Genomic DNA, 15923 nt, shown 5'->3' with positions numbered 1-15923 from the left:
GACCATGACCGACGAAGCCGAACCGGACCCGCAGCCTGCGGGAGCCGTGGACGACGGCCTCCTGGAGTCGACGATGCTCGACCTGCTGGGGAAGCGGGCCGCGACCTCGTCCATCTGTCCGTCCGACGTCGCGCGAGCCGTCGGCGGCGACGACTGGCGAGCGCTGATGGACGACACCCGCCGGGTCGCCTGGCGCTTGGTCGACGAGGGCCGGGTGCGGATCACGCAGGGCGACGAGGCGGTCGACCGCGCGACGGTCCGCGGACCCATCCGGATCCGATGGGCGAAGGACGCCGTCGACGAGCAGTGAGCCCCGTGTCGCGGTGAAGGCCGGAAGACCTCGGTCCGACGCCGGTTAGGCTTGAGACATGACCATCGCCCTCATCCGTCACGGACAGACCGCCTGGAACTTCGAACGACGGCTGCAGGGCACGACGGACATCCCCCTGAACGACACCGGGCGGGAGCAGGCGGCCACGGTCGCCCCTCGGCTCACCGGCACCTGGGACGTCGTCGTCAGCTCCCCACTGGGGCGCGCACGCGAGACCGCGCAGATCATCGCGGACGCGCTCGGTCTCGAACTCGGCCCCACCTACCCCGACGTGGTCGAGCGCCACTACGGCGACGCCGAGGGCGCGACGGCGCAGATGGTCCTCGAGAACTGGCCCGACCACCGGTACCCGAACCTCGAGACCGAGGAGTCGGTCATCGAACGCGGACTCCGCGGCATCGACGCCATCGCCCGTGACTTCCCCGGCCAGAACGTGCTCGTGGTCAGCCACGGAACGCTCATCCGTCTCACGCTCAGCCAACTCTCGGGTACGACGGTCCCTCCGCTGGAGAACTGCTCCGTGTCGGTCATCGAGGCGACCGACACCGGTTGGTCACTCCTGGACGCCGGTACCGCTCGCACGACGCCCTCGCTCGAGACGGCGCTGTCCGGCTCCAGCGCGCAGTGAGCGGGAGCGACTCGACCGGCCGTCCGGTCCGCTCCCCGTCGGGCATCGCCTGGCTGATCGGCATCGGACTGACCGCCGGATTCCTCTCCGGCTTGTTCGGCGTCGGCGGCGGTATCCTCATCGTCCCCGCCGTCGTCTTCCTGCTCGGCTTCGGCCAGCGGCTCGCCGCGGGGACCTCACTCGCGGCGATCGTCCCGACCTCGCTCGTCGGCGTCCTCTCCTACGCGGTGAACGGGACCGTCGACTGGGTGGCGGCGATCCTCCTGGCGATCGGTGCGATCGGCGGGGCACAACTCGGCAGCTACCTCCTCTCCAAGCTCCCCAAGAAGGCGCTCCAGTGGGGCTTCATCGGCTTCCTGCTCGTCGTGGTGGTCTCGCTGTTCCTGATCGTCCCGTCCCGCACAGCCGAGATCGATCTGCACGTCGGATCGATCATCGGCCTCATCGTGCTCGGCTTCCTGACCGGCGTCCTGTCGGGGCTGCTCGGCATCGGCGGCGGGGTCGTCGTCGTGCCGATGCTCATCCTCTTGTTCGGTGCGAGCGACCTCATCGCCAAGGGCACCTCGCTGCTCATGATGGTGCCGACCGCGATGTCCGGCACCATCGGCAACGTCCGGCGAGGCAACGTCGACCTGACGGCCGCAGCGATCATCGGCATCGCCGCCTGCACGACCACCGCTCTCGGCGCCATCGTCGCGTCGGTCGTCCCGCCGTTCGTCGGCAACCTGCTCTTCGCGGCGTTCCTCGTGGCCATCGCGATCCGGATGGTGTTCCAGGCGATCAAGCGCTCCTGACGGGCCGCTGCCGGTCCGTCCGTGCCCGGTCGGCGAGCCAGGGCAGCGGGTAGGCTGGAGGGCGTGTCAGTGAACCCAGAGCTCGCCGGTCGGGTCTTCCCGCCCGTCGCCCCGTACCTGGTCGGACGCGAGAAGATCCGCGAGTTCTCGCGGGCCGTCTTCGCGACGAACCCGATCAACCTCGACCCGGAGGCGGCCCGCGCCGCAGGATACGCCGACGTCGTGGCGCCGCCCACCTTCGCCGTCGTCGTCCAGGAGCACACGCTCCAGCAACTGCTCGCCGCACCCGACGCGGGTATCGACTTCAGCCGGGTGGTCCACGGCGACCAGCGTTTCGTGCACCACCGTCCGATCGTCGCCGGCGACGAGCTCACCGCGCAGCTCACCGTCACCGCGGTGAAGTCCCTGGGCGGACACTCGATGGTGACGTGCGACTCGGTCATGACCGATGCCGCCGGCGAGCCCGTGGTCACCGCGACCTCGACGCTCGTGGTGCGAGGAGACGAAGGATGAGCGACGTGCAGCAGACCCCGACCATGCCGGCTGTCGGCGACGTCGTCGCGGAGCGGACCGTCCACCTGACGCGCGACGCCCTCGTGCGGTACGCCGGCGCCTCCGGAGACTTCAACCCCATCCACTACCGCGACGATGTCGCGGCCTCCGTCGGGCTGCCGGGCGTGCTCGCCCACGGCATGCTGACGATGGGGATCGCCGCCCAGCCGGTGGTCGACTGGATCGGCGACCCCGGTCGGGTGCTCGAGTACCAGGTGCGGTTCACCCGACCGGTCGTCGTCGACCCCGAGACCGGCGCCGACCTCCAGATCGTCGCCAAGGTCGGCAAGATCGACGTGGAAGCCCGCACCGCGCGCGTCGACCTCACCGTCACCTACGCCGAGCAGACGGTGCTCGGCAAGGCGCAGCTCGTCGTCAGCTTCGCCTGACCCGGAGGACCATGAACGACGCCATCCGTCTGAGCGAGCTCACCACCCTCGGGGTGGGCGGGCCCGCCGCAGCCTTCGCGGAGTGCACGAGCGAGGCAGCGCTGATCGAGGCCGTGCTCGACGTCTGGAACACCGACCAGCCGTGGCTGTTGCTCGGCGGCGGGTCGAACCTGCTGATCGGCGACGAGCCCGTCGACGCGACCGTCATCCGGGCGGCCAACCGCGGCATCGAACGCCTCGACGCGCCGTCTGGCCGTGTCCGCCTGCGGGTGCAGGCCGGTGAGGACTGGGACGCGCTCGTCGCCTTCACCGTGGAGCACGGCTTCGCGGGCATCGAGGCGCTCTCCGGCATCCCGGGATCCTGCGGGGCGGCCCCCGTCCAGAACATCGGCGCCTACGGGCAGGAGATCGTGTCGTCGCTCGTCGCCGTCGACCTGCTCGACGAGGAGTCGCAGACCGTCGAGCGCGTTCCCGCCGCGGAGCTCGGTCTCGGGTACCGGACGTCGGTCTTGAAGCGCCACGGTGGCGGAGAGCCCGAGCGCTCCGGCGTGGTCGTGGCGATCATCATCGACCTCGACGACGTCGGTGTCGACGGACTGGCCGCACCCATCGCCTACCAACAGCTCGCCTTCGCACTCGGGGTCGAGGTCGGCGAGCAGGTCCGCCTGGCCCAGGTGCGCACGACGGTCCTCGCGCTGCGGACGTCGAAGGGTATGGTGCTCGATCCCGACGACCCCGACACCGCCAGCGCCGGGTCGTTCTTCACGAACCCGATCGTGTCGGAGCACGTCGCCCGCTCGCTCCCCGGCGATGCTCCCTGGTGGCCCGTCGACCCGCCGGCCGACGACGACACCGAGTACGTCTTCCCGCTCGGCGAGGTCGTCAACCCGCCCCGTCCGGCCCCGACCGAGCGCCTCGCGAAGCTCTCGGCCGCCTGGCTGATCGAGCGGGCCGGCGTCCGTCGCGGGTTCGCACTCCCCGGATCGCACGCTGCGGTCTCCACGAAGCACACGCTCGCCCTGACGAACCGTGGCGGGGCGACCGCCACCGAGATCGCCGAGCTCGCGCGATTCGTGCAGGCGCGCGTCCACTCCGAATTCGGCGTCCTCCTGCAGCCCGAGCCCGTCGTGGTCGGCGTCACGATCTGACGCTGATGCGAGGTCCGCTCGCCCGGGGACGAGCGAGCGGACCTCGGGTCAGGATGCGAACAGGCGCTGGAGGCGCTGGACGCCCTCGAGGAGCTGGTCGTCGCCGAGCGCGTAGCTGAAGCGCAGGTAGCCGGACGGCCCGAACGCCTCGCCGGGCACTGCCGCGACCTCGGCCTGGTCGAGCATGAGGTCGGCGAGTTCGAGCGACGTCGTGGGCGTCACGCCGCCGAACGTCCGGCCGAGCAGTGCCGTGACGTCGGGGTAGACGTAGAAGGCGCCCTGCGGGGTCGGCGTCTCGAAGCCGTCGATTTTGTTGAGCTCGCCGACGATGAGCTTGCGGCGGCGGTCGAACGCCTCACGCATCGCCTCCGCGGCGTCCTGCGGACCGGTGAGGGCCGCGATCGCCGCGCGCTGCGCGATGTTGTTCACGTTGCCGGAGAGGTGCGACTGGAGGTTGCCGAGCGCCTTGATCGCGTCCGCCGGGCCTACGGTCCACCCCACCCGCCAGCCCGTCATCGCGTACGTCTTGGCCACGCCGTTGACGAGGAGCGTCTGCTCGGCGAGCTCGGGCACCGCTTCGACGATCGACGTCGCGCGGACGCCGTCGTAGGTGAGGTTCTGATAGATCTCGTCGGTGATGACCCAGATGCCGTGCTCGAGCGCCCACTCGCCGATCGCCTTCGTCTGCTCGGGGGAGTAGACGGAGCCGGTCGGGTTCGAGGGGGAGACGAACAGGAGGACCTTGGTACGCGGGGTGCGCGCCGCCTCGAGCTGCTCGACGGTGACCTGGTAGTTCTGCGAGGCGTCGGCGAAGACGTCGACCGCGACACCGTCGGCGAGCGCGATGGCCTCGGGGTAGGTGGTCCAGAACGGCGTCGGCACGATGACCTCGTCGCCCGGGTTCAGGAGGACCTGGAACGCCTCGTACACCGACTGCTTGCCGCCGTTGGTGACGATGACCCGGCTCGGGTCGACCTCGAGACCGGAGTCGCGGAGCGTCTTCTCCGCGATGGCGGCGCGGAGGTCCGGCAGGCCGGCCGCTGGGGTGTACCGGTGCGCCTTCGGGTCGCGGGCGGCGACGAGCGCCGCTTCGACGATGTGCTCGGGCGTCGGGAAGTCCGGCTCGCCCGCCGCGTAGGAGATCACGGGTCGGCCTTGCGCCTGCAGCGCCTTCGCCTTCGCGTCCACCTTCAGTGTGGCGGACTCGGCGATCGCTGAGATCTTCGTGGACAGGCGGGGCGTGGGAGTCGATTCAGGCACGAGTCCGAGCGTACCGAACCCGGCATCGAGAGGACAGTGTGTGTCCGACGTCGCGTGCAGCGAGGTGAGGCACGTCGTCGCCCGGTCCGCCGGGGAACGACGACGTGCCTCACCTCGGTCCTCATGCGGGGTCGACGAGGTACCGCGTGTACGCCGGGACGGTGAGGAAGGTCGGGAACTCCTCCCTGAGCGCGACCTCGCGGAACAACTCGGCGGCGTCCTCGAAGCGGTCGTCCGCGGTGCGGGGGAGCGAGGAGAGGAGCTCGTCGAGGAGGTCCTCGACCCGCTCACGGGTGATCGGACGGCCGTCGTCGGTCGCGACGTCCTGGTGGATCCACTGCCAGACCTGCGATCGACTGATCTCCGCCGTGGCCGCGTCCTCCATGAGTCCGTCGATGGCCGCGGCGCCGACGCCGCGCAGCCAGGAGTCGAGGTAGCGGACGGCGATCGACACGTTGTCACGGAGACCGGCGTCCGTGACCCCCCGACCGATGCGCACGTCGAGGAGCTGTGACGGTGTCACCGACACGTCCTCCCGCAGTCGGTCGAGCTGGTTCGGACGATCGCCGAGGACCGCGTCGAACTCGGCCCTGGCTGTCTCGATGAGGTCCGGGTGCGCCACCCAGGTCCCATCGAAGCCGTCGCCCGCCTCGCGGCGCTTGTCGGCTGAGACCTTCTCGATCGCGCGCGCCGTCGCCTCCGGATCGCGCCGGTTCGGGATGAATGCGGACATCCCGCCGATCGCGTGCGCACCGCGGCGGTGGCACGTCTGCACGAGGAGCTCGGTGTAGGCGCGCATGAACGGAACCGTCATCGTCACCTCGCTGCGGTCGGGCAGGACGAACCGGGCACCGCGCCCCCGGTAGTTCTTGATGATCGAGAAGATGTAGTCCCACCGACCGGCGTTGAGACCGGCGCAGTGGTCGCGGAGCGCGTACAGGATCTCGTCCATCTCGAACGCCGCTGGGAGCGTCTCGATGAGCACGGTGGCGCGGATCGTGCCGTGGTCGAGACCCAGGCGTTCCTCGGTGAATGTGAAGGCGTCATCCCAGAGCTGCGCCTCCTCGCTCGACTCCAACTTCGGGAGGTAGAAGTACGGCCCGCGGCCGGCGTCGATGAGCGGGCGGGCGTTGTGGAAGACGTAGAGGCCGTAGTCGACGAGGCTCCCCGAGGCGGCCATCGCCGCCCCGGATCGGTCGATGAACCGCAGGTGCTTCTCCACGAGGTGCCAGCCGCGCGGTCGCATGACGATCGTCGGCGTCTCCGTCGCAGTGACGCGGTACACCTTCCCCGCCTTGTTCGTGAACGTCAGCTCACCGCGGACGGCGTCGCGCAGCGAGAGCTGACCACCGATGACGTTGGCCCACGTCGGGCTCGTCGCGTCCTCCTGGTCGGCGAGCCAGACGTTCGCACCGGAGTTGAGGGCGTTGATCGTCATCTTCGGATCGGTGGGGCCGGTGATCTCGACCCGGCGGTCCTCGAGACCGGGCCCGGCGCCGGCGACGCGCCAGGAGCGGTCCTCCCGGATCGCCGCGGTGTCGTCGCGGAACCGCGGGTCGCGGCCGTTCCCGATCTCGAAGCGTCGGCGCATGCGCTCGGCGAGGCGGTCGTGCCGCGCACCCGCGAACCGCTGGTGCAGTTCGGCGAGGAAGGCGAGGGCGTCGGGGGTGAGGATCTCCTCGTACCGGTCACCGAGACGACCGACGACCTCGATGGCGGGGCCGGTGCGCTGCGTGGGCACCGGCCCGGTGGTGGGTGTGGACGGGGAAGCGAGCAGGGTGTTCATGGGGTGACTCCGTTTCGGATGGTCGTGCGTCGGATGGGTCTTTCGAGCGGTCCCTGAGCTTGTCGAAGGGCGGGGCTGGTGTGGATCAGTGGAACTGTTGTTCCTCGGTCGATCCGGCGAGGGCGAGGGTGGCGCTGCCGGGGTTGAGGGCGGTCGCGACGAGGTCGAAGTAGCCGGTACCGACTTCCCGCTGGTGCTTGGTGGCGGTGTAGCCGCTGGCCTCTGCGGCGAACTCGGCTTCCTGGAGATCGACGTAGGCGCTCATCGCCCGCTCCTTGTAATCACTCGCCAGCGTGAACATCGAGTGGTTCAACGCGTGGAAGCCGGCGAGGGTGATGAACTGGAACGCGTATCCCATGGCGGCGAGCTCGCGCTGGAAGGACGCGATCTGCGCATCGTCGAGGTGCGACTTCCAGTTGAACGACGGCGAGCAGTTGTAGGCGAGCAGCTTGCCCGGGAACCGCTCGTGGACGGCCTCGGCGAACCGGCGGGCGAGGTCGAGGTCGGGTTGCGCCGACTCGACCCAGAGCAGGTCGGCGTACTCCGCGTAGGCGAGGCCGCGAGCGAGCACCGGACCGATGCCGTTCTCCACCTCGTAGAAGCCCTCCGGGGTCCGGTTCCCGTTCAGGAACGGCAGATCGCGCTCGTCGATGTCGCTCGTGAGGAGGGTGGCGGCCAGTGCATCGGTGCGCGCGATGACGATGGTCGGGACGCCGGCGACGTCCGCCGCCAGCCGGGCCGCATTGAGGGTCCGGATGTGCTGGCCCGTCGGCACCAGCACCTTGCCGCCCATGTGGCCGCACTTCTTCTCAGCCGCGAGCTGGTCCTCCCAGTGGACGCCCGCGGCGCCGGCCTGGATCATGCCGGCCATGAGTTCGTAGGCGTTGAGCGGTCCACCGAAGCCGGCTTCGGCGTCGGCGACGATCGGCGCGAGCCAGTCGATCGCCTCGCGTCCCGAGTCCTGCCCGACGGCTCGCTCGGCGAAGTCGATCTGCTCGGCCCGGAGCAGCGCGTTGTTGATCCGCCGGACGACCGCCGGAACCGAGTTCGCCGGGTAGAGGCTCTGATCGGGGTAGGTCTGCCCGGAGAGGTTCGCGTCGGCGGCGACCTGCCAGCCGGAGAGGTAGATCGCCTGCAGGCCAGCCCGGACCTGCTGCACGGCCTGGTTGCCGGTCAGCGCGCCGAGGGCAGGCACCCACTCCTCGGTGTGGAGGAGGTTCCACAGGCGCTCCGCCCCTCGGCGGGCGAGCGTCGGCTCCTCCCGGACACCGCCGCGCAGGCGGACGACGTCCTCAGCGGTGTAGTCGCGGCGGACCCCGTCCCAGCGCGGGTCGGTGTCCCACTCGCGCTGCAGTTCCTCGGCCGTCTGCGTCTGGTCGCCGGCGCGGAGGGGCGTGCGGTGGTCGGTCGGTCGGGTGGCTTCGTTGCTCACGATGACTCCTGTGGTGTCGAGGTCGGTGGGGCGGGTCGTGCTGTGGGAACGATCCTGCGCTCGCCGCAACCCCGACGGACGTCATCCGTGGACAGAAGAACGGCCGACCTTCTGTTTGCCGGAACAACCGGCGCGTGTGAGCATGATCACCATGACCAGCACCGCCGCTGCTCCACCCGTCTCCGCCACCTCTGGTGACGGACCTGCTCCGCACGCGGACGCCCTCGTCCTCGGTCGCCGGATCCGCGATGCCCGATCCCGTGCGGGCCTCACCCTCGACGAGCTCGCGCAGGCGATCGACCGCGCACCGTCGCAGGCGTCGGCGATCGAGAACGGGCATCGGGAGCCGAGCCTGTCGATGCTCCGCGTCATCGCCGCGGCCCTCGGCACCACCGTCGACGACCTCCTCCGTGACGAACCGCCGAGCGACCGGGCCGCGCTCGAGATCGCCGTCGAGCGTGCCCAGCGGGGGCCCGTCTTCTCCGCCCTCGGGATCGCGCCCATCCGCGTCTCGAAAGGGACAGCGGACGAGACGCTGCGCACCGTGCTGGCGCTGCACGACGAGGTCGCCCGCCTGCATCGGGAGCGAGCGGCGACACCCGAGGAGGCGCGCCGGGCCAACGCGGTCCTCCGGGCGGACATGCGCGCGGCCGACAACCACTTCCCCGAGCTCGAGGCCGTCGCGAAAGGACTGCTCGACGCCGTCGGCTACACCGGAGGGCCGGTCTCGCACCAGACGGTCGCGGAGATGGCACAGCACCTCGGGTTCTCGCTCCACTACGTCGGCGACCTGCCGCACTCGACGCGCTCGGTCACCGACCGGCGCAACGGTCGGATCTACCTGCCGACCGAACCCTCGATGTCCCGTGATTCGCGTTCCCCCATCCTCCAGGCGTTCGCCAGTCACCTGTGCGGGCACGAGGAGCCGGGAAACTACGCGGACTTTCTGCGGCAGCGCGTCGAGACCAACTACCTGACGGCGGCCATCCTGCTGCCCGAGCGTGACGCCGTGCGCGTCCTCGGTGAGGCGAAACAGCTCCGGCGCATCTCGATGGAGGACCTGCGCGACGCGTTCGCGGTGTCGTACGAGACCGCCGCGCACCGCTTCACCAACCTCGCGACGAGGCACCTCGGGCTCCCGGTGCACTTCATGAAGGTGCACGAGTCGGGGACGATCATCAAGGCGTACGAGAACGACGGGGTCACGTTCCCGTCCGACGTCCTCGGAGCAGTGGAGGGCTCGCTCGTCTGCCGCAACTGGACGGCCAGGACCGTCTTCGACGTCGAGGACCGCTTCAGCCCCTGGTATCAGTACACCGACATGGACACCGGCACCTTCTGGTGCACCTCGCGGATCGAGAAGGCCAAGGAGGGCGAGTACTCGGTCAGCGTCGGCGTCCCGTTCGCGCACGTGAAGTGGTTCCGCGGACGCGAGACGCCGCATCGGTCGACCTCGAACTGCCCCGACGAGCGATGCTGTCGTCGGGCGTCGCCGGCGCTCGCCGAACGGTGGGAGGGGAAGGCCTGGCCGGCGGCGCGGACGCCGACGAGTCTGCTGGCTGCGCTGCCGACCGGATCCTTCCCGGGGGTCGACTCCGTCGAGGTGTACGAGTTCCTCGAGTCGCACGCGCCGCGGGCGGACTGAGGTGAGGCACCTCGTCGCCCGACGTGGTGTCGAGCGACGAGGTGCCTCACCTCAGCGTGATCAGCTCGCGAGGCGCGGGTAGTCCGTGTAGCCCTCGGCGCCCGGGCCGTAGAAGGTGGCCGGGTTCGGGGTGTTCTCCTCGTGCTCGCCCGCCCAACGCTCGACGAGGTCGGGGTTCGCGATGGCGAGACGCCCGACGGCGACGGCGTCGGCATGCGCGTGCTCGACGAGGGCGATCGCCTCGTCGCGCGTCGTGACGGTGCCGAAGCCGCTGTTGACGATGAGCTTGCCGCCGAAGTGACCGCGCAGGTCCTGGACGAGCGCGCCGGCCGGGTCCTCGTGGAGGATGCTGACGTAGGCGAGGCCGAGCGGTGCCAGGGCGTCGAGCAGTGCCTCGTAGGTCGCGCGGACGTCGGCCTCGTCGGTCTCCGCCGTGTCACCGGCGCCGTTCATCGGGGAGATGCGGATGCCGACGCGCGCTGCACCGACCGCCTCGGCGACGGCGCTGACGACCTCGGCGACGTACGACGCGCGGGCCTCCGGGCTGCCTCCGGCGCGGTCGTCGCGCACGTTGGAGACGGGGGAGAGGAACTGGTGCAGCAGGTAGCCGTTCGCGGCGTGGAGCTCGACGCCGTCGAGCCCTGCCTCGATCGCGTTGCGAGCCGCCTGGACGAACTCCTCGCGGACCGTGTCGAGCTCCTCGGTGCTCAGCGCGTGCGGGACGGGGTACGGCTGGGCGCCCGCCGGCGTCCGGACCTCGCCGGCGATGGCGATCGCGCTCGGCGCGACGATGCGGTCGGTGCCCGTGATGTCGGTGTGCGAGACGCGGCCGCCGTTCATGAGCTGCATGACGATGAGCCCGCCCGCTCCGTGCACGGCCTTCGCGACGCGACGCCAACCCTCGACCTGCTCGGGGGTGACGATGCCGGGCTGGCCCGGGTAGGAGCGCGACTCGGCGCTCGGGTAGGTGCCCTCCGTGATGATGAGCCCGAGTCCTGCGCGCTGGCTGTAGTGCTCGGCGACGAGGTCGCCGGGGACGCCGTCGGCTCCTGACCGCATGCGGGTGAGCGGGGCCATGACGACGCGGTTGGCGAGTTCGAGGTCGCCGAGTCGAACGGGCGCGAAGAGATCCATACGGGTGATGCCTTTCGTGGGGGTGCGGCACGCGGAGGACGCGGCCTCCGGACGCAACCCGGCTGCGGCCGTCGATATTCCGGTGATGCTTCTGGACCTTGTGCATCTGGAATACTTCTTGCTAGGCTCACGGTGTGGTCGTCGGGCTCTGTCCCCGCAGCTCGCGACGAGCACGACCCGGTGTCGACGAATCCGAGGGGGAGGCGTCGGCACCGGGAACCCTGCCAGGATACGAAGATGCCCGCCCCCAGATTCGGCCTCGTCTCCGACCTCCGCCGTCCGGAGTCCGGTGAACGCGCCGAGCGCGTCACCTTCGTCGAGTTGTTCTTCGACCTCGTCTTCGTCTTCGCGCTCACCCAGCTGAGCAAGCTCATCGCCGACGACCAGAGCGTCACTGCCGCGCTCGAGTCGATCGTCCTCATCCTGGCGCTCTGGTGGTCCTGGGTGTCCACGAGCTGGGTGACGAACTGGCTCGACCCGGAACGGCTCGCGGTGCGACTCGCGCTCATCGGCTTCGGCCTGTTGGCGTTCGTCGCGGCGGTGTCGGTGTCGGCGTCGTTCACCGACCGCGCGCTGGCGTTCGCCGTCGCCTACGTCGTGCTCCAGCTCATCCGGACGCTGTTCATGGTCGTGGCGACCTGGCGGCACGACCGCGACGTGGCCCTGAGCTTCGCACGCGTCCTCGTCTGGACCGCGTTCGCCGCGGTCTTCTGGATCGCCGGGGCGCTGGTGCCGGCCGACTGGCAACTGGCGTTCTGGATCTGCGCCGTCGCCATCGAGTACGGCGGCGGGGCCCTCGGATTCCGGCTGCCGGGTGTGCGGACCTCGGAGGTCGAGAGCTGGGAGCTCTCCGGTGCGCACCTCTCGGAGCGGGCGTCGCTCTTCATCATCATCGCGATCGGCGAGTCACTGCTCGTCACCGGGTTCGCGTTCGTCGAGCTCGAGACGTCGGTCGCCGCCGTCGTCGGGATGCTGAGCGCCTTCGTCTCCGCGGTCGCGCTGTGGTGGTTGTACTTCCACCGCACGGAGACGGCGGGACGCCGAGCGGTCGAGGCCGCCGAGGAGGAGGCCGACCGCGCCGACGGTGACGAGGGTCGTCCCGGTCGACGGGGGCCGGGACGTCTCGGACGCATCGCGCGCGACGGATACAGCTACGCCCACGTCGTGATCGTCGCCGGGATCGTGCTCGTCTCGGTGGGGGACAAGGAGATCCTCGACCGACCGGCCGACGCCGTGGAACTCGCCGGGGGCGTCGTGATCCTCGGCGGACCGGCCCTCTACCTGCTCGGGCTGTCGCTGTTCCGGTTCGTCGTCGACCGCGCCGTTCCACTCGCGCCGGTCATCGGCCTCGCGATGCTCGCTGGCTGCGCGGTCGCCGCGTTCCTCGTGCCGCAGCTCGGGGAACTCGTCCTCGGGTGTCTCTGCACGCTGGTGCTCGTCCTCGCCGCGATCGCCGACACGGTCCTCCCGGACCGGCGGGTCACTGCGGAGCGTCGCCAGGCTTGATCTGGGCGCCCTCGCGGTGCGGCCCCGTGTCGTAGCGGGCACCGCCGCGGTCGCTCGGCTGCGCCGCGAGCCAGATGAAGAAGAACCAGCCGAAGATCGGGACCAGGTTGATGAGCTGCCACCAGCCGCTGTGGTCCGTGTCATGCATGCGACGGGCGTTCAGCGACAGCCCCGGGATGATCGTCGCGAGGCCCCAGATCCCGGACAGGATGCTCTGGACGCCCCAGGCGGGTCCTTCGGTGACCTGACCCTCCCAGAAACCGGCCGTCACCCCGGTCGCGACGTCGACACCACGTCCGATCACCAGGAGCGCGGTGACGATGACGGCGTGGACGACCACCCACCACCAGAACTCGCTCCGGCTGGCCCGCCCGGTGAAGATCGGATACCGCTTCCAGAAGCGGAGGAACGCCTGGATCGGGCCGGCGCCCGGGAGCGGGCTGTCATCCGCGAACCGGGCCGGGATCCGGCGATCGTCCTTGCGGTCCGTCTCCGCCGCGTTCGCGGTCACTGCGTGTTCGTCTGCGCTGCTCATCGGTCCCCTGGGTCGAGTCGTCGTGCATTCGTGCGTCCACCCTACCGACATCGCCAGCACATGTTGTATTTCAGAGCAACATATGGAATATTAGTTGTACAACACGTGCCGATTTCGGCCCCGACCCTGGAGAATCACCATGACCACCGCACTGTCCCCTCGATCCCGCCGCCTCGTCCGCTGGGCCGCGCTGCCCGTCGCCGTCCTGGCGAGCGGCGTCATCGTCTCGACCGCCTCCTACGCCGCCTTCACCTCGTCGACCGACAACGCCGGCAACGCCTGGAGCGCCGGAGCGATCGCGCTGAGCGATGACGACTCCGGCGCCGCCATGTTCGCCGCGGACGACCTGCAGCCCGGCTCGACCGGCGTGAACTGTATCGCCGTCACCTCGGACGGTTCGCTGTCGTCCGACATCCGTCTCTATGCGGACAACGCGGCGCAGACGCAGGACCTCGACCAGCACCTGCAGCTCGACATCGTCCAGGGCGCCGGCGGCGGCTACGGGTCCTGCGAGGACTTCGTCCCCGCGACCACGGGCGCGTCCGTCTACAGCGGCACCCTCGCCGGCCTCGCGAACACTGCGGTCGACCACGCGTCCGGACTCGGCTCGTGGGCCTCCGTCGGCGGCGGCGAGGAGCGCGTCTTCAAGGTCACGTACACGCTGTCCCCGGATGCGCCGAACACCGTCCAGGGCGGCACGGCGGCGGTCGACCTCGTCTGGGAGGGTCGCACCTCCTAGGCGATCCCGGTGCTCTCGTCCCGCTGACGGGAGCACCGCGGCCCGCCTGTCCCCGTCCACCTCGTCCCTCCGGGAGCTCTCATGGAACCGTCATCAGCCCGCCGGTGCATCGTGTCGTCCGGCATCGTGGTCGTCGCCCTCGGTGCGCGCGTCCTCGCGTTGCTCGCGCTGTGTCTCCTCGCCTGGGCGGCGGTGCCGAAGCTCATCGGGTGGGTTCCGACCACCGTGGCGTCAGGTTCCATGGAGCCGCGCATCATGACCGGCGACGTCGTCGTCTCGATGCCGATCGACGGCTCCGACGCCGCGGCAGGACAGGTGGTCCTCGTCGACGGACCGGGCGAGGACGACGCGCTGCTCCTGCACCGCGTCGTCGAGCGGGAGGCGGAGGGACTCCGCCTGAAGGGTGACGCGAACCGGCAACCGGATCGACAGCTCGTCCAGGACGACGCCGTTCGTGGCGTCGGCGTCCTCCGAGTCCCGTACATCGGTCTCCCCGTCGTCTGGGCGAACGAGGGTGCCTGGGGTCCCCTGGCACTCTCCGCGGCGTTCGCGGCGGCGATCCTCGGGGCGATCGCGGCCACGCGGCGGTACCTCGTCGAGGACCGCGAAGCCACCGCGCCGATCGGTCGGGTGCGTCGGGCCGCCCCGATCGGTGGTGCCGCCCTGGCTGGGGTCCTGGCCGTCGTGTCGGTACTGCCGACCGCTGGCGCGAACTGGCAGAGCTTCGCCGGCGCTTCCGACAACCGACTCGGCGCGGGGCCCTTCTCGTGCCTCGGGCAGCCGTTGGGCTCGCCCGAGTTCCGACTGGACTTCAGTGAGGCCGACGGGGCCGAGGTCGTGAACAGCGGAACCGGCAGTGGCACGGCACAGCTGGGCGGCACGGCGGAGCGCGTCGGCGGTAGCTGCGGCGACAGTCCGTTCGTCCGACTCGACGGCCAGGCCGGTCAGGTGGTCACCATGCCGCAGCTTCCGCAGCAGACCACCTTCACGCTGGAGACCTGGTTCCGGACCGCGGAGTCGCAGGGCAAGCTGATCGGCTTCGGGAACGCGCAGACCGTCCCGTCCAGCGCCCATGACCGCCACCTGTACATCGACCGGGACGGCCGCCTCGTCTTCGGGACGTGGAGCGGTTCGCCGCAGACGATCGTGACGCCGGACGCGGTCACGGACGGACGGTGGCACCACGTCATGGCGACCATGTCGACCACGGACGGCATGCGCCTCTACCTCGACGGCGCCCTGGTCGGAACGAATTCGAACACGGTGCTGCAGAGCTACCGTGGCTATTGGCGCATCGGCCACGACACGATCGCGTCCACCTGGCCTGGTGCGCCCTCCTCCGCTTGGTTCGCCGGAGATATCGACGGCGTCGGGATCCACTCGCGGGTGCTGTCGGCCGAGGAGGCTGCCGAGCACGCAGCGCTCGGGCGCCCGTGAGGCGTCCGTCCGCGCGCAGGTCGACGCTGGTTTTACAGCCGGGCGACCGTGCCGTACACTGGATGGAGGTAGTTGAAATCTGCCATGATTTTCTGCGCCTGTTTTCACCCGTGCGGTGAGGCAACGCTCAGGAGCTCAGGGTAGCTTCGACCCCTCCGGTGCGTCAGCACTGAAGGGCGGTGGCTCAATTGGTAGAGCAGCGGTCTCCAAAACCGCAGGTTGCAGGTTCAAGTCCTGTCCGCCCTGCGAGTCGGTGCGTATGCACCGGCACACGAAAGGTGTAACGAGTGGCCCCGAAGAGTACCGACACGCCCGGCGAGGACGTCGTCGTCAAGGCGAAGGCGGACCGAGCCGAACGGCGCGGCTTCTTCTCGGGCATCGTCCTGTTCCTGAAGCAGGTCTTCGCGGAACTCAAGAAGGTCGTCACGCCGACGCGGAAGGAACTCCTCAGCTACACGGCTGTGGTGCTCGTCTTCGTCTGCATCATGATGGCGCTCGTCTACGGCATTGACTTCGTCTTCGCCTGGGTCGTCACGCTGGTGTTCGGTACCGCGAGCTAGTTCCGCTCAGGTTCCGGTGCTCCGGTCCGGCACCCGGGTTCCACAAT

General features: G+C 70.0%; 16 protein-coding genes and 1 tRNA gene. 12 read left to right on the top strand and 5 right to left on the bottom strand.

Annotation, left to right across the window (positions count from 1 at the left end):
- Positions 1-4: 4 nt before the first annotated feature.
- The 6 genes from GV015_RS18550 (at position 5) to GV015_RS18525 (ending at position 3842) form a co-directional block, all read left to right on the top strand.
- Positions 5-310 (top strand): DUF3253 domain-containing protein, encoded by a 306-nt coding sequence (locus tag GV015_RS18550; protein WP_201299411.1) that lies wholly within the window; start codon positions 5-7, stop codon positions 308-310.
- A gap of 58 nt (positions 311-368) precedes the next feature.
- The gene (locus tag GV015_RS18545; RefSeq protein ID WP_159879941.1) at positions 369-959 is read left to right on the top strand and encodes a histidine phosphatase family protein; all 591 of its coding nucleotides are present in this window, start codon (positions 369-371) and stop codon (positions 957-959) included.
- Entirely contained in the window at positions 956-1753 is a 798-nt protein-coding gene (locus tag GV015_RS18540; RefSeq protein ID WP_159879939.1) for a sulfite exporter TauE/SafE family protein, read from the top strand. Before GV015_RS18545 ends, GV015_RS18540 begins: the two co-directional genes overlap by 4 nt.
- Before the next feature lie 63 nt (positions 1754-1816).
- Entirely contained in the window at positions 1817-2266 is a 450-nt protein-coding gene (locus GV015_RS18535; protein ID WP_079706694.1) for a MaoC family dehydratase N-terminal domain-containing protein, read from the top strand.
- Positions 2263-2694: a MaoC family dehydratase gene (locus tag GV015_RS18530; RefSeq protein WP_236555541.1), complete on the top strand. Its 432-nt coding sequence runs from the start codon at positions 2263-2265 to the stop codon at positions 2692-2694. The genes GV015_RS18535 and GV015_RS18530 overlap by 4 nt, the downstream gene beginning before the upstream one ends.
- An 11-nt stretch (positions 2695-2705) precedes the next feature.
- The gene (locus tag GV015_RS18525) at positions 2706-3842 is read left to right on the top strand and encodes a UDP-N-acetylmuramate dehydrogenase (protein ID WP_159879937.1); all 1137 of its coding nucleotides are present in this window, start codon (positions 2706-2708) and stop codon (positions 3840-3842) included.
- 48 nt (positions 3843-3890) lie between these two features.
- On the opposite strand, the gene GV015_RS18520 is transcribed toward GV015_RS18525, so the two are convergent.
- The 3 genes from GV015_RS18520 to aceA all read right to left on the bottom strand — a co-directional run bounded on the left by GV015_RS18520 (position 3891) and on the right by aceA (position 8320).
- A complete protein-coding gene (locus GV015_RS18520; protein ID WP_138945169.1) occupies positions 3891-5102 on the bottom strand; it encodes a pyridoxal phosphate-dependent aminotransferase in 1212 nt (403 codons plus the stop codon).
- Positions 5103-5223: 121 nt separating this feature from the next.
- Complete coding sequence (gene aceB / locus GV015_RS18515; RefSeq protein WP_159879935.1) at positions 5224-6888, bottom strand: malate synthase A; 1665 nt, start codon at positions 6886-6888, stop codon at positions 5224-5226.
- Between the two features lie 85 nt (positions 6889-6973).
- Positions 6974-8320 carry an isocitrate lyase gene (gene aceA, locus GV015_RS18510; protein ID WP_159879933.1) on the bottom strand — a complete coding sequence of 449 codons (1347 nt, stop codon included), beginning with the start codon at positions 8318-8320 and terminating at the stop codon, positions 6974-6976.
- A gap of 151 nt (positions 8321-8471) precedes the next feature.
- Here aceA and GV015_RS18505 point away from each other — a divergent pair, with 151 nt between their 5' ends.
- On the top strand, positions 8472-9965 hold the full coding sequence (locus tag GV015_RS18505; protein ID WP_159879931.1) for a helix-turn-helix transcriptional regulator: 1494 nt from the start codon (positions 8472-8474) through the stop codon (positions 9963-9965).
- Between the two features lie 60 nt (positions 9966-10025).
- Here GV015_RS18505 and GV015_RS18500 read toward each other — a convergent pair whose 3' ends face one another.
- Positions 10026-11099, bottom strand: a complete 1074-nt coding sequence (locus GV015_RS18500) for an alkene reductase (protein WP_159879929.1) — start codon at positions 11097-11099, stop codon at positions 10026-10028.
- A 237-nt stretch (positions 11100-11336) separates the two neighbouring features.
- Here GV015_RS18500 and GV015_RS18495 point away from each other — a divergent pair, with 237 nt between their 5' ends.
- Positions 11337-12605: a low temperature requirement protein A gene (locus GV015_RS18495; RefSeq protein WP_159879927.1), complete on the top strand. Its 1269-nt coding sequence runs from the start codon at positions 11337-11339 to the stop codon at positions 12603-12605.
- Here the strand turns inward: GV015_RS18495 and GV015_RS18490 are convergent.
- The gene (locus tag GV015_RS18490; RefSeq protein ID WP_079706699.1) at positions 12580-13140 is read right to left on the bottom strand and encodes a DUF805 domain-containing protein; all 561 of its coding nucleotides are present in this window, start codon (positions 13138-13140) and stop codon (positions 12580-12582) included. The genes GV015_RS18495 and GV015_RS18490 overlap by 26 nt on opposite strands.
- Before the next feature lie 139 nt (positions 13141-13279).
- Between GV015_RS18490 and GV015_RS18485 the strand changes: the two genes are divergently transcribed.
- The 4 genes from GV015_RS18485 to secE all read left to right on the top strand — a co-directional run bounded on the left by GV015_RS18485 (position 13280) and on the right by secE (position 15876).
- Positions 13280-13879: a hypothetical protein gene (locus GV015_RS18485; protein WP_079706700.1), complete on the top strand. Its 600-nt coding sequence runs from the start codon at positions 13280-13282 to the stop codon at positions 13877-13879.
- 81 nt (positions 13880-13960) lie between these two features.
- Entirely contained in the window at positions 13961-15316 is a 1356-nt protein-coding gene (locus tag GV015_RS18480) for a signal peptidase I (RefSeq protein ID WP_159879925.1), read from the top strand.
- Between the two features lie 173 nt (positions 15317-15489).
- A tRNA-Trp gene (locus GV015_RS18475) sits at positions 15490-15562 on the top strand.
- Positions 15563-15603: 41 nt separating this feature from the next.
- A complete protein-coding gene (gene secE / locus GV015_RS18470) occupies positions 15604-15876 on the top strand; it encodes a preprotein translocase subunit SecE (RefSeq protein ID WP_079706702.1) in 273 nt (90 codons plus the stop codon).
- The last annotated feature ends 47 nt before the right edge of the window (positions 15877-15923 follow it).

It is taken from the genome of Plantibacter sp. T3 (genome assembly GCF_902506515.1).
In the GTDB taxonomy this organism is placed as follows: domain Bacteria; phylum Actinomycetota; class Actinomycetes; order Actinomycetales; family Microbacteriaceae; genus Plantibacter; species Plantibacter auratus.
This window is presented reverse-complemented; position numbering and strand designations above follow the sequence as displayed.

Bases quoted from the DNA above. Each gene is read 5' to 3' on its own strand.
- GV015_RS18550 (WP_201299411.1), top strand. From the start codon at position 5: ATGACCGACGAAGCCGAACCGGACCCGCAGCCTGCGGGAGCCGTGGAC.
- GV015_RS18545 (WP_159879941.1), top strand. From the start codon at position 369: ATGACCATCGCCCTCATCCGTCACGGACAGACCGCCTGGAACTTCGAA.
- GV015_RS18530 (WP_236555541.1), top strand. From the start codon at position 2,263: ATGAGCGACGTGCAGCAGACCCCGACCATGCCGGCTGTCGGCGACGTC.
- GV015_RS18525 (WP_159879937.1), top strand. From the start codon at position 2,706: ATGAACGACGCCATCCGTCTGAGCGAGCTCACCACCCTCGGGGTGGGC.
- aceB (WP_159879935.1), bottom strand. From the start codon at position 6,888: ATGAACACCCTGCTCGCTTCCCCGTCCACACCCACCACCGGGCCGGTG.
- GV015_RS18505 (WP_159879931.1), top strand. From the start codon at position 8,472: ATGACCAGCACCGCCGCTGCTCCACCCGTCTCCGCCACCTCTGGTGAC.
- GV015_RS18500 (WP_159879929.1), bottom strand. From the start codon at position 11,099: ATGGATCTCTTCGCGCCCGTTCGACTCGGCGACCTCGAACTCGCCAAC.
- GV015_RS18495 (WP_159879927.1), top strand. From the start codon at position 11,337: ATGCCCGCCCCCAGATTCGGCCTCGTCTCCGACCTCCGCCGTCCGGAG.
- GV015_RS18490 (WP_079706699.1), bottom strand. From the start codon at position 13,140: ATGAGCAGCGCAGACGAACACGCAGTGACCGCGAACGCGGCGGAGACG.
- GV015_RS18485 (WP_079706700.1), top strand. From the start codon at position 13,280: ATGACCACCGCACTGTCCCCTCGATCCCGCCGCCTCGTCCGCTGGGCC.
- GV015_RS18480 (WP_159879925.1), top strand. From the start codon at position 13,961: ATGGAACCGTCATCAGCCCGCCGGTGCATCGTGTCGTCCGGCATCGTG.